Origin of the sequence: Pseudomonas sp. NPDC089392 (assembly GCF_044749595.1) — a bacterium.
Lineage (GTDB): Bacteria > Pseudomonadota > Gammaproteobacteria > Pseudomonadales > Pseudomonadaceae > Aquipseudomonas.
Window position 1 is genome coordinate 106249 of sequence record NZ_JBIVIF010000004.1, and the last position, 14197, is coordinate 120445.

Sequence of the window (14197 nt, forward strand, 5' to 3'; positions counted from 1 at the left end):
TTACTATCACCTTGAACCCGACCATCACCGATGGCAGCACCCTGCAAGTAACCTTGACCGACGCCGCCGGCAACGTTTCGCCACCCGGCTCGGTCGCAACACCAGACCTGCAGGCCCCGGCACAACCCACCGAACTGGCCCTGGTCGATGGCGTCACCTTCAGCGGTCGCGGCGAACCTGGCGCCACCGTGCAAGTGCGCGATGCCGCTGGCACTCTCATCGGTAGCGGGCTGGTCGGCGAAGACGGCCTGTTCAGCATCACCCTGTCGCCTGCCCAGGCCAACGGTGAAGCGCTGGACATCCGCGTGGTGGATGCCGCCGGCAACAACTCGACACCGCTGGAGTTCACTGCACCGGACACCACTGCGCCAATTGCGGTCAGCAATATCGTGGTCGGCGCCGATGGCCTGGCCCTCAGTGGCCGTGGCGAGGCCGGTGCTACCGTAGAGGTACGAGATGCCAATGGCACCTTGATCGGCACGGCCATCGTTGGCACTAACGGCACCTTCGTGGTCGATCTCGACCCTGCTGCACAACCGGGGGCTCAGTTGAGCCTGGTGCAAACCGACCCGAGCGGCAACGCCTCCGAAGCGCTGCAGTTCGAAGTCCCGGTCACCACTGCGCCCGCCAGCCCGAGCGGCCTGGTGGTCGCCGAAGACGGCAGCAGCATCAGCGGCACTGCGCCTGCTGGCACCCGCGTGGAAGTACATGATACCAACGGTGCGCTGGTCGGCAGCGTGGTGGTAGGCGCCGAAGGCACCTTCACCGTCACCCTCGCCCCGGCCCAGGCCAATGGCGAGCTGCTGGACGTGGTGGCCATCGACGGCAGCGGCGCATCGTCCCTGCCAGTACAAGTCACCGCCCCGGATATCACCCCACCGGTTGCCCCGAGCGAGCTGGTAATCAACGGTGACGGCAGCGTGGTCACTGGTCGCGCCGAAGTGGGCAGCACAGTACGCGTCCTCGCCGCTGATGGCACCACCGTGCTCGGCAGCGTGGTAGTCGGCGCTACCGGCAGCTTCAGCATCACCCTCGACCCGCCACAAGTGAACGGCGAGGTGCTGCAAGTCACCGCCACCGATGCCGCAGGCAATGCCTCCACTGCCGGCAACATCACCGCACCGGACATCGACGGCGGCGACACCACTCCACCGGAAGCGCCAACCACCCTGGTGATCGGCCTGGCCGGCAGCCAACTGAGCGGTCGTGGCGAGGCAGGTGCCATCGTCCAGGTACGTGATGCCGCAGGCAATGTGATTGCCGATGGTTCGGTCAATCCGGATGGCACCTTCACCATCACCTTGAGCCCGGCCATCACCGATGGCAGCACCCTGCAAGTAACCCTGACCGACGCCGCCGGCAACGTCTCCCAACCTGGCTCGGTCACCTCGCCAGACCTGCAGGCCCCGGCACAACCCACCGAACTGGCCCTGGCCGATGGCGTCACCTTCAGCGGCCGCGGCGAACCTGGCGCCACCGTGCAAGTGCGCGATGCCGCTGGCGATGTGATCGGCAGCAGCCTGGTCAACGAGGACGGCACTTTCACCGTCACCCTGTTCCCAGCCCAGGCTAATGGTGAAGCGCTGGACATTCGCGTGGTAGACGCCGCCGGCAACAGCTCGACACCGCTGGAGTTCACTGCACCGGATACCACCCCGCCAGCCGCCGTCAGCAACATCGTGGTCGGCGCCGATGGCCTGGTGCTGAGTGGTCGCGGCGAGGCCGGTGCCAGCGTAGAAGTACGTGATGCCGGCGGCACGGTCATCGGCACCGCTACTGTCGGCACCAACGGTTCCTTCGTGGTCGATCTCGATCCAGCCGCGCAACCGGGTGCCCAGCTGAGCCTGGTGCAAACCGACGCCGCTGGCAATGCCTCCGAGGCCCTGCAGTTTGACGTTCCGCTAACCACCGCCCCGGCCAGCCCGAGCGACCTGCAGGTGGCCGAAGACGGCACCAGCATCAGCGGCAGCGCCCCGGTCGGCAGCCGCGTGGAAGTACACGATGCCAATGGCACGCTGGTCGGCAGCGTGGTGGCAGGCGCCGAAGGCACCTTCACCGTCATCCTCAACCCGGCCCAGGCCAACGGCGAACAGCTGGAAGTGGTGGCCATCGATGGCAGTGGTGCTTCGTCGCTGCCAGTGCAAGTCACCGCCCCGGACATCACCCCGCCGGTTGCCCCAAGCGAACTGGTGATCAATGCCGACGGCAGCGTGGTCACCGGCCGTGCCGAAGTCGGCAGCACCGTACGCGTGCTCGCCGCTGATGGCACCACCGTGCTCGGCAGCGTGGTGGTTGGCGCTACCGGCACCTTCAGCATCACCCTCGACCCGCCACAAGTGAATGGTGAGGTGTTGCAAGTCACCGCTACCGACGCTGCCGGCAATGCCTCTACTGCCGGCAACATCACCGCGCCGGACATCGACGGCGGCGACACCACGCCACCGGAATCCGCCACCAACCTGGTCGTCGGCCTGGCCGGCGCCCAGCTCAGCGGCCGCGGCGAGGTCGGTGCCAGCGTGCAGGTGCGCGACGCCCAGGGCAACGTGCTGGCCAACGGCATGGTCAACCCGGATGGCACCTTCCAGGTCACCCTCGACCCGGCAGTCAAGGACGGCAGCACCTTGCAAGTGGTGCTGACCGATGCCGCCGGCAATGCCTCCACACCAGCGTCGGTGGCTACCCCGGACCTGCAGGCGCCAACCCAGCCGACCGGCCTGGACCTGGCCGACGGCGTTACCCTGACCGGTAGCGGCGAGCCAGGCGCCACGGTGCAGGTACGCGATGCTGCGGGCAACGTGGTCGGCACCGACGTGGTCAACGAGGACGGCAGCTTCAGCATTACCCTGTCGCCGGCCCAGGCCAATGGCGAAGTACTCGACATCCGTCTGGTCGATGCCGCTGGCAACGTCTCCACCCCATTGCAGTTCGATGCCCCGGACATCACCCCGCCTGCCGTGGTCAATAACCTTGTGGTGGGTGCCGACGGCCTGACCCTGGCCGGCCGCGGTGAAGCCGGTGCCACCGTCGAAGTGCGTGACGCCAATGGCACTCTGATCGGCAGTGGCCTGGTGACCGAGAACGGCACCTTCCTGCTCGACCTCGACCCGGCGGCACTGCCGGGTGAACGCCTGAGCCTGGTACAGACCGACCCGAGCGGCAATGCCTCAGAAGCCCTGACCTACGACGTGCCACTGGTAGTCACCCCGACCAGCCCGAGCGAGCTGGTGGTGGCCGAAGATGGCGCCAGCATCAGTGGCGCTGCTCCGGCTGGCAGCCGCGTTGAAGTGCACGATGCCAACGGCACGCTGGTCGGCAGCATCGTGGTCGGCGCCGAGGGCACCTTTACCGTGGTGCTCGACCCCGCGCAGGCCAATGGCGAATTGCTGGATGTGGTGGCCATCGACAACAACGGCACCTCGTCTCTGCCGGTGCAGGTCACCGCGCCAGACATTACCCCGCCGCTAGCGCCAAGCGAACTAGCAATCGCCGCCGATGGCACCGTGGTCAGCGGCCGAGCCGAACCGGGCAGCACCGTGCGTGTGCTGGCTGCCGATGGCACTACCGAGCTGGGTGACGTGGTCGTGGGCGCCAGCGGTGCCTTCGAAATCACCCTCACCCCAGCGCAAGTGGCGGGCGAACAGCTGCAAGTCACCGCCACCGACGTTACCGGCAATGCCTCGCAGGCCGGCACCATCACCGCACCGATCGTCGACAACGGCGGCGACACCACGCCACCGGAGCCAGCCAGCAACCTGGTGATCAGCAACGACGGGCGTACCGTCTCGGGCAGCGGCGAAGTGGGCGCGACCGTGGAAGTGCACAACGACCAGGGCCAGGTACTGGCCAGCGGCACCGTGCAGCCAGACGGCAGCTTCAACGTCACGCTGCCAACTGCGGTGGTTGACGGCTCGTCCCTGCAAGTGACCCTGACCGATGCCGCTGGCAACGTTTCTACCCCAAGCCCGCTGACCGCGCCGGACCATGTGGCGCCAGTGCAACCAAGCGGCCTGGAACTGGCCAATGGCGTAACCCTGAGCGGTAACGCCGAAGCCGGCGCACGGGTGGATGTGCGCGATGCCTCGGGCAACCTGATCGGCAGCACTATCGCCGAGCCTGATGGCACCTTCAGCCTTACCCTTGACCCCGCCCAGGCCAATGGCGAAACCGTTTCTGTCAGGGTGACCGATGCGGCAGGCAACACCTCGGTGCCGCTGAGCTACGTGACCCCGGACATCACGCCCCCGCAAATCGTCAGCAACGTCGTGGTGGGTGCCGGCAGCCTGGTCGTCTCTGGCCGCGGCGAAGTCGGTGCCACGGTCGAAATTCGCGACGCCAATGGCACCGTCATCGGCACCGGCGTGGTCGCAGCGAATGGCACCTTCCTGATCGATCTCGACAGCCCGATTTCGGCAGGCGACGCCGTTGTACTGCAGCAGACCGATGCCGCCGGCAACCCCTCGGTCGCCCTCACGGTCATCGTACCGGCCACTGCCTTGCCTGAAAGCCCGGCCGGCGTGGTGGTCGCTGCCGACGGCAGCTCGGTCAGTGGTACCGCCCCTGTGGGTAGCCTGGTGGAAGTGCGTGATGGCCAAGGCAGCGTGGTAGGCAGCGTGCAGGTCGGCAACGACGGCACCTTCACCATCCCCCTCACACCCGCCCAGGCCAACGGCGAACTGCTGGATGTGGTGGCGATCGACGCGGATGGCAACAGCTCGCTGCCAACCCAGGTCAATGCACCGGACATCACCCCGCCCAACGAGGCCACCGAGCTGCAACTGAGCAACGATGGCAGCGTACTGAATGGCCGCGGCGAACCGGGCACCACCGTGCAGGTGGTCGATGCCCAGGGCAACGTGCTGGGCAATGGCCAGGTCGGTGCCGACGGTGTGATCAGTGTGGTCCTGACCCCAGCGCAAACCGACGGCCAGGAACTGGATGTGGTGCTGCGCGACGCCACCGGCAACAGCTCGACCGCGACCATTACCGCGCCAGACCTGGACGGCCCGCTGCAACCTTCGGGGCTGGCCATCGATAGTGCAGGCATCCACCTCACCGGCCAGGGCCAGAGCGGCTCTACCGTCACCGTGCGCGATGCCGACGGCAACGTGCTGGGCACCGCCACCGTAGGCGGCGACGGCCGCTTCGACATCACCCTCAACGCACCACAGCGCAATGGCGAAAGCCTGACCGTGGAAGCCACCGACAGCCAGGGCAACAGCGCCGGGCCGGTGGACTTCACCGCGCCAGACTCGACGCCGCCGCAAGTGGTCACCAGCCCAACCATCGACGACAGTGGCACCACGGTCACCGGCACCGGCGAACCAGGTGCTACCGTCACCGTGCGCGGGCCTGACGGCAGCGTGCTGGGCAGCGTGGTGGTCGGCGCCGGCGGCGCATTCGAAATCACCCTCGATACGCCGCAGACCAACGGCCAGGCACTGACCGTGGAACAGCGCGACCCGACCGGCAACCTGTCGGCGGCAGTCGACCTGTCGGCACCGGACAGCGAGGCGCCCGATTCACCAACCGGCCTGACCCTGGCCGGCGATGGCAGCAGCCTCAGCGGCAGCGGTGAGCCAGGTGCGCAGGTGACCGTCACCGGCACTGGCGGCGCAGTGCTGGGCACCGCCACGGTCCAGCCCGATGGCACCTTCCAGGTGACCATCGACCCACCACAACTCAATGGCCAGACCTTGTCCGTCACCCAGGCGGACACTACAGGCAACACCTCCACCGCCGGCAGTGTGACCGCGCCGGATCACGAGGCGCCGGTACCGGCGCAAGGCCTGGGCATCAATGACACCGGCACGGCGCTCACCGGGCAGGCCGAAGCGGGCAGCACCGTGGAAGTACGCAACGGCGCCGGCGACCTGCTGGGCTCCGCCGTGGTGGAAGAAGACGGCAGCTTCAGCGTGCCGCTCAGCCCTGCCCAGACCAACGGCGAAACCGTGTCGGTGGTGGTGGTCGATGCTGGCGGCAACGCTTCGCCATCTACCCCCTTCACTGCCGACGACACCACCGCACCGGGCGCACCGGCCGGCCTCACCATCACCCCGGGCGGCAACGCCATCCAGGGCACGGGTGAAGCAGGCAGCACCGTCGAGGTACGCAATGCTGGCGGCGACCTGCTCGGCAGCGTGGTGGTGCCGGCTGGCGGCAGCTTCACCGTGCCGATTGCCCCGGCGCAGCTGGATGGCCAGGCACTGCAAGTGACCTTGACCGATGCGGCGGGCAACGTCTCCGACAACACCCCGATCACTGCACCGGACATCACCCCGCCGGCACTGCCTACCGGGGTGGTGGTAAGCCCGGATGGCACCACCGTCAACGGCAACGCGCCGGGTGCAGAATTCGTGACCGTGCGTGACGGCGCTGGCGTGGAAACCACCGTTCCGGTCGATGCCGACGGCAGCTTCAGCGTGACGCTGCCGACCACCCAGAACAACGGCGAAACCGTGTCCGTGATCGTCACCGACCCGGCTGGCAACAGCTCGGCGCCGGTTACCGTCACCGCACCCGACAACACCGACCCGGAACCTGCCACCGGGGTGACCGTGAGCCCGGATGGCAGCACCGTCGGCGGCAGCGCCGAACCGGGTAGCACCGTGGTCATCCGCGACCCGGTCACCGGCGACGACCTCGGCACGACCACTGCGGGACCGGATGGCACCTTCGTGATACCGGTCAACCCGCCGTTGACTTCGGACGATCAAGTCACCGTGGTGGTCATCGACCCTGCCGGCAACGAGTCCGACGGTGTGTCGCTGGCCGGCCCGACCGGCACCGAGGCAGCAACACCAGCGGGCCTGGCCATCAGCGCCGATGGCTTCGTACTGACCGGCACCGGCACCGTCGGCTCGCTGATTACCGTAACGTCCGGCGGCACTACCCTGGGCACCGCCACGGTGGGCAGCGATGGCGCCTTCCGGGTGTTCTTCGGCAATGCCCAGCTCAATGCACAGACCTTGCAGGTCAGCGCACGTATCGGCGCCGATGGCCAGCCATCGGTTCCGGCCACCGTAGTCGCCAACGACACCACCGCGCCAAACGCACCTACTGCAGACATCGACCGCACCGGCAGCACGCTGACCGGCCAGGGCGAAGTGGGCGCTACCGTGCGGGTCACCGACGCCCAGGGCACCCTGCTTGGTACCGCCGTGGTCGCCAGCAATGGCTTGTACAGCGTCACCCTCACCCCGGCCGCGGCCAACGGCCAAAGCCTGATCGTCACCCAGGCCGACGCTGCCGGTAACGTGTCGCTGGCAGCCAGCGTGCAGGCACCCGACTTGCAGGCACCGCTGGCGGCCAGCAACCTCAGCCTCAATGGCGCGGCCACCGTGCTCAGCGGCCAGGGCGAAGCCGGTGCCAGCGTCACCGTACGCGATGCCAGCGGCGCCATCCTGGCCACCGGCACGGTTAACCAGAGTGGTCAGTTCCAGGTCACCCTGCCCAGCGCGCAGACCAGCGGTGCTGCGCTGCAGGTCACCCTCAGCGACGCTGCCGGCAACGTCTCCGGCCCGGCCAGCCTGGCCACGCCAGACCGTACACCGCCAGCCGCCATCAGCAACCCGCTGTTGAGCCAGGACGGCCGGCAGCTGTCCGGTAGCGGCGAGGTGGGCGCCACCGTACAGGTACGGAATGCTGCGGGGGCTGTGCTCGGCACAGCAACCGTGGGTGCCGATGGCCGCTTTACAGTGACCTTCGATACCCCGCAAGCCACCGGCCAGGCCATCGGCGTGACGCAAGTGGATGCCGCCGGCAACACCTCCCCGGCGGTCAACGTCGCCACACCAGACCTGACCCCGCCAGCGCCACTGACCAACGTAGTGCTGAACAACAACGGCCTGACCCTGACCGGCCTCGGCGAAGCCGGTGCCAGCGTGACCGTGCGTGGCCCGGACGGCACCATCATCGGCACTGGCCTGGTGGCGGCCAATGGCAGCTTCAGCCTCACCCTCACCAGTGCCCAGCTCAACGCCCAGCACCTGAGCGTGACCCAGACCGACGCAGGCAACAACACCTCCACCGCCGTGGCGGTTACCGCGCCGGACTTCACCGCACCTGCGGCACCTGCAGCATTGGCCCTGGCCGCTACCGGGCTGCAACTGAGCGGTAACGCCGAAGCCGGCAGCACCGTGACCGTGCGCGATGCCAGCGGCAACGTGCTGGGTACCACGGTGGCCAGCAGCAACGGCACCTTCCAGGTCACCCTGAACAGTGCCCAGACCAATGGCCAGACCTTGCAGGTAACCGCCACCGATGCGGCGGGCAACGTGTCGCCGGCTGCGCCTTACACTGCAGCCGATACCACGCCGCCAGCCGCGGTGAGCAACCTGGCGGTGTCCGCCGACGGCGCCACCCTGATGGGCAATGGCGAAGCCGGTGCAACGGTCACCGTACGGGCGCCAGACGGCACCGCGCTGGGCACGGCCACAGTCGCCGCCGACGGGCGCTTCAGCGTCAGCCTGTCGCCAGCCGCGATCACCGGCGAAAGCCTGAGCGTGGTCCAGGCCGACGCCGCGCAGAACGTATCGCCTGCGCAAAACGTGACCGCACCTGGTGTGCTGGCGCCGGCCACGCCGGATAACCTGGTGCTGGCGGCCGACGGCCTGTCGGTAACCGGTACCGCTGCGGCGGGCAGCACGGTCAATGTGTATGGCCCGAACGGCGTGTTGCTGGGCAGCAGCCCGGTGGCCAACGACGGTACCTTCACCGTCAACCTCGGCAGCGCCCAGGCCAACGGCGAAGTGCTGCAGGTCAGCGCCACTGGCAGCGACGGCGGGGTATCGCTGCCGGCGATGCTGCAGGCACCGGACACCACCGCACCACAACCGCTGAGCAACCTGGTGCTGTCCAACGATGGCCTGGTCCTCAGTGGCCACGGCGAACCGGGTGCCACCGTCACCGTGATCGGTGAAGGCGGTATCGACCTGGGCACCGCCGTGGTTGATGCCAACGGCAACTTCAGCGCCAACCTGAACAGCGCGCAGATCAACGGCGAACTGCTCAGCGCCAGCCAGGCGGATGCGACCGGCAACGAGTCCAACAGCGTCAGCCTTACCGCGCCCGACCGCGTGGCGCCGGATGCCGCCAGCAACCTGGCCTTCGCCGGGGGGGGCAGCCTGCTCAACGGTAGCGGCGAAGCCGGTGCCGGCGTACGGGTGCTGGCCGACGATGGCAGCGTGCTCGGTACCGCTGTGGTACGTGCCGACGGCACCTTCCAGGTCAACCTCAACTCGCCGCAGGCCAACGGCCAGCAGGTGCATGTGGTGCTGACCGATGCGGCTGGCAACCAGTCCACCGCCAGCGCCATCACCGCGCCGGATACCACGCCGCCAACAGCACCGAGCGAGCTCGCCGTGTCCAGCGATGGCGTCACCATTACCGGGCGCGGCGAAGTTGGCGCACGGGTGACCGTGACCGACCCAAGCGGCGCGCAACTCGGCAGTGCCACCGTCGATGCCAGCGGCCACTTCACCATCACCCTGAACCCGGCGCTGGGCAACGCCGAGCTGCTCAGCTTCACCCAGGCCGATGCCGCCGGCAACGTGTCGGCAGTGGCCACCTTGCTGACCCCGGACTTCACTCCGCCAGCCCCGCTCACCGAAGTGGTGATCAACGCCGACGGCAGCGTGGTCAGCGGCCTGGGTGAAGCCGGCGCGACAGTCATCGTGAGTAACGCCGCCGGCACCGTGCTGGGGACTGGCTCGGTGCTCGCCGACGGCAGTTTCCGCGTCGAACTTACCCCAGCGCAAATCAACAACCAGCTGCTGTCGGTGTTGCAGGCCGACCCACCCGGCAACGTCAGCCTGCCGGTCAGCGTGCTGGCGCCAGACCACACGCCACCGGCTGCGGCAACCGAGCTGCGCCTCAATGCAGCAGGTGACGAGCTGGGCGGCCTGGGCGAAGCGGGCGCCACGGTACGCGTCTACGTCGGTACCACGCAGATCGGCACTGCGGTAGTCGCTGCCAATGGCACCTTCGTGGTCGAGCTGGATGCCGCGCAACTCAATGGCCAAGTGGTACAGGTGACCTTGACCGATGCCGCCGGCAACATCTCGCCGATCAGCTCGGTCACGGCGGTGGACACCACGCCACCGGCTACCGTGGTCGCCAGCATCAACGACAGCGGCACCCAGGTAATCGGCAATGCCGAAGCCGGCACCCGCGTCACCGTGGTCAACAACAACGGCGACCTGCTGGGCCAGGTCACGGTCGACCCGGACGGCACCTTCGTGCTCGGCCTGACCCGCCCGCAAATCAACGGCGAAACGCTGACCATCATTGCCCAGGACGCCACCGGCAACCCGTCGGCGCCACTGGAAGTGACCGCGCCAGACCTCACCGCGCCTGTGCAGCCAGGCAACCTGCTGCTCAATCCGGCCGGCACGTCGATGACCGGTACTGCCGAGGCCGGCAGCACCATCACCGTACGTGGCCCTGACAACACCGTGGTGGGCACGGTGGAAGTGGGTGCGAACGGCCAGTTCACCGTGCCGATCAGCCCGGCACAGAACAACGGCCAACTGCTTAGCGTGGTGTCTACCGACGATGCCGGCAACGCCTCGGTGCCTGCGCCATACCAGACCAACGACACCTCGCCACCCGACCTGGTCACCAACCTGGCGATCAACAACACCTTCAACGTGCTGACCGGCAAAGGTGAGGCCAATGCCTCGGTCACCGTCAGCCTCGGCGGCACTATCATCGGCACCGGCGTGGTCGATGCCGCTGGCAACTTCCAGATTACCCTGGTGCCAGCTGCGGGCTCGCTCGCAACCCTGGCAGTCACGCAGTCCGACGGCCTTAACACTTCAGCGGTGCAGACCTACGTCACACCGCTGATTGCACCGCCCGTACCGCCGACCAACGTGGTGCTGGCAGGTGACGGCGTTACCTTGTCGGGTAATGCCCCCAGCGGCGTCGGCATTCGTGTGTACGATGCCGCTGGCAACCTGATTGGCACAGGTGGCGCCACGCTGAACGGTACGTTCTCCCTGACACTGGGCACTGAACAGCTCAACGGCCAGCACCTCACGGTGACGGCGGTGTCGCTGCTTGGCGGCGAATCGCAGCCGGCCTTCGTACAGGCAGGCGACAGCACGCCTCCCGCCAACCCGTTGGTCACCAGCCTGTCTACCAACGGCCTGGTGCTGAGCGGTACCGGCGAGGCTGGTGCCACGGTGACCGTGCGTGACGCCAGCGGCAATGTGCTTGGCAGCGGCCAGGTGAACGCCGGTGGCGTGTACACCGTCAACCTCAACGCCGCACAGCTCAACGGCCAGGTCCTGGCCGTGAGCCAGGCCGATGCCGGAGGCAATATCTCTGGCAGTACCAGCTACACCGCCGCCGACCTGCAGCCGCCTGCTGCACCGACCAACGTCACCATCAACGACACAGGCACGGTGCTCACCGGTAACGGTGAAGCGGGCGCCACGGTCACCGTACAAGGCCCGAACGGACAGGTTGGCACAGGCGTGGTGCAGGCCAACGGCACCTTCAGCATCACCCTGACCGCAGCGCAGAACGACGGCCAACTGCTGGTGGTACGCCAGTCCGATGCTGCCGGCAACCTGTCTGGCAGCGCCAGCCTGACCGCACCGGACACCACCCCGCCGGCCGCGCCGCTGGCCACCATCAACACCAACGGCACCGCGGTCAGTGGTTCTGGCCAGGTCGGCAGTACGGTCACCGTGCGCAACAGCGCCGGTACCGTGCTGGGCACTGCGACGGTGGGCAGCAACGGACTGTTCGTGGTCAGCCTGACCGCCGCGCAAATCGACAACCAGGCGCTCAGCGTCACCCTCACCGACGGCGCCGGCAACGTCTCCACCGGTATCGCGCTGACCGCACCGGACCTGACCCCGCCTACGGCTGCCGGCAACCTGGCGTTCAGTGCCGACGGCGGTACCCTCACCGGTACTGGCGAAGCGGGTGCCACCGTGACGGTACGCAGCGCCAGCGGTACCGTGCTGCAAACCGCAACGGTGCAGCCGAACGGCACCTTCACCGTGACCCTGAGCCCGCCTCAGGACAACGGTCAGATCCTCTCGGTAACCCTCGCCGACCCACGCGGCAACGTGTCGGGCAACGTCAACGTCACCGCGCCGGATGTGGATGCCAACGCGCCGGTCATTGCCAGCGACAACCTGGCCACAGCCACGGTCAACCTGGTACCGGTCAGCGCCAGCAAGACCTACTCCGACAGTTTCACCACGCTGTTGTCGGGCTTCACCAAAACCTACACCTGGACGGTAGCGGCAGGTACCACTGCAGACCCGACCCTGACACTGACCACCAACAGCGTGCTGGCCCTGCTCAACAACACCAGCTTTGTCCTGCAAGTGAAAGACGCCAGCGGTGCCTGGGTGACCATCGCCAACGGCAACACTCAGGGGCTGCTTGACCTGATCGTGCTGCCAATCGGCCTGCAAGTGGACATCGGCGTGCTGCAAGCCGGTGACTACCGCCTGACCGTGGGCAGCGGTGGCATTGGCCTGGTCACCAACGTGACCACCACGCTGGACATCACCTCCACCAGCCTGACCCAGTTCACCGGCAGCGGCACCGCCACTTCGGGCAACGTCATCACCGACGTCGGCACCGATGGCGCAGTGGACGCACGTGGCCCGGACAGCGGCGCCGTGCTGCAAGTGCTGAAAAACGGCAGCTACGTTGCCGCGGGCAGCGCCACCACGGTGCAGGGCCTGTATGGCACGCTGGTGATCCACAGCGACGGCAGCTACACCTACACGCCGAACGGCAGCCCAAGCAGTGTCGGCAAGGTCGATGTGTTCAGCTACCAGCTGGTGCACCCGAACGGCGCGTCCGACACCGCCAACCTGTACGTGCGCATCGACAGCCCGCAGGCCACGGAGATCTGGAGCAACAGCAACTATGCTGCACCGGCCACAGTGGTGGATGCGGTCAACGACGTGGGCAGCAGCCACATCACCCTGGTCAATCCGGAAACCACCACGCCCACCACATTCACACCGCTCAGCCTGCCGCTAGTCGGTTCGCGCTCGGCCACCTACACCACCACGGTCGCTGCCAATACCGTGACCGACCTGCAGGTGGTTGTGAATTCCACCAACCTCCTGAGCTTGCTCAATGGCACCACCATCGAGCTGCTCAAACTCAACCCGGCGACTGGCCTGTACGTGTCGGTGCAGGTCGTGAACGGCGGCTCACTGGTCAGCTTGCTGGGCGGAGGTGCCGCCTATACCTTCCAGGACCAGGGGCCAGGCACCTACCACGTGAAGGTAACGGCAGGCGGTATCGGGCTGCTCAGCTCGATCACCACTACGATCAATGCCACTGCCACGCACCTGGATCAATTCGTGGTGGGCAGCGCCAGCCAGGCTACCGGCAACCTGCTGAGCGGCGACAATGTAGGGTCCGCACTCACCGTGCTGAGCGTGCTGACGGCGGTCAACACCTACACCATCCCGGGCTACAACGGGGTGAGCGTGGCCGGTACCTACGGCACCTTGCTGGTGCACGCGGACGGCAGCTACACCTACACCCTCAACTCGGGGCTCTCCTCGGCAGCGGTCGGTCAGCACGATACCTTCACCTACGAGCTGACCCACCCCAACGGCACCACCGACACCGCCACGCTGACCATCAACCTGGACAACGCTGCCGGCCTCACCACCTTCACTTCGCTGCAGGCCGACAGCGGTGACGAGGCAGTAGCGCTGGCCAGCCTGGCCGCCGCCACCGACGTGCTCGCCGGCGCCGACGGCAACGACCATCTGGTGGGCAGCCAGGGCGGGCACATCACCCTGGAAGGTGGCGCGGGTGACGATACCCTGGTGATCGTCGACCAGAACTTCGCCAGCGTCGACGGCGGCACCGGCACCGACACCCTGCAATGGGGTGGCGGCGATGCCAGCATCGACCTGGGCAACCTGGTCGGGCGGGTGCACGATATCGAAGTCATCGACCTCAACGACACCAGTTCGGTGGCGCTGACCCTGAACCTGGCCGACGTGGTGGCGATCACCGAAACCGGCACTGACACACTGATCATCAAGGGGGACGACAGCGACTCGGTTCACATGACAGATAACTGGACCCTGGTGGGGAACCAGAGCGTCGACGGCACGGACTATAACCAATACACGGCCCAGGAGGACCCGAGCCACCAGCTGTGGGTACAGAACGGTATCCATGTGGTCTGAGGCCGCTG

General features: G+C 67.3%; 1 protein-coding gene (cut by a window edge). It reads left to right on the forward strand.

What is annotated here, in order from left to right:
- A protein-coding gene (locus ACIP1G_RS05845; RefSeq protein ID WP_400734639.1) for a BapA/Bap/LapF family large adhesin crosses the window boundary here: on the forward strand, positions 1–14189 show its 3' portion. Its footprint begins 13489 nt before the window's first position; 14189 of the gene's 27678 nt are visible here — the last part of the coding sequence; its start codon lies off the left edge, out of view; it ends in the stop codon at positions 14187–14189.
- Positions 14190–14197 lie beyond the last annotated feature (8 nt).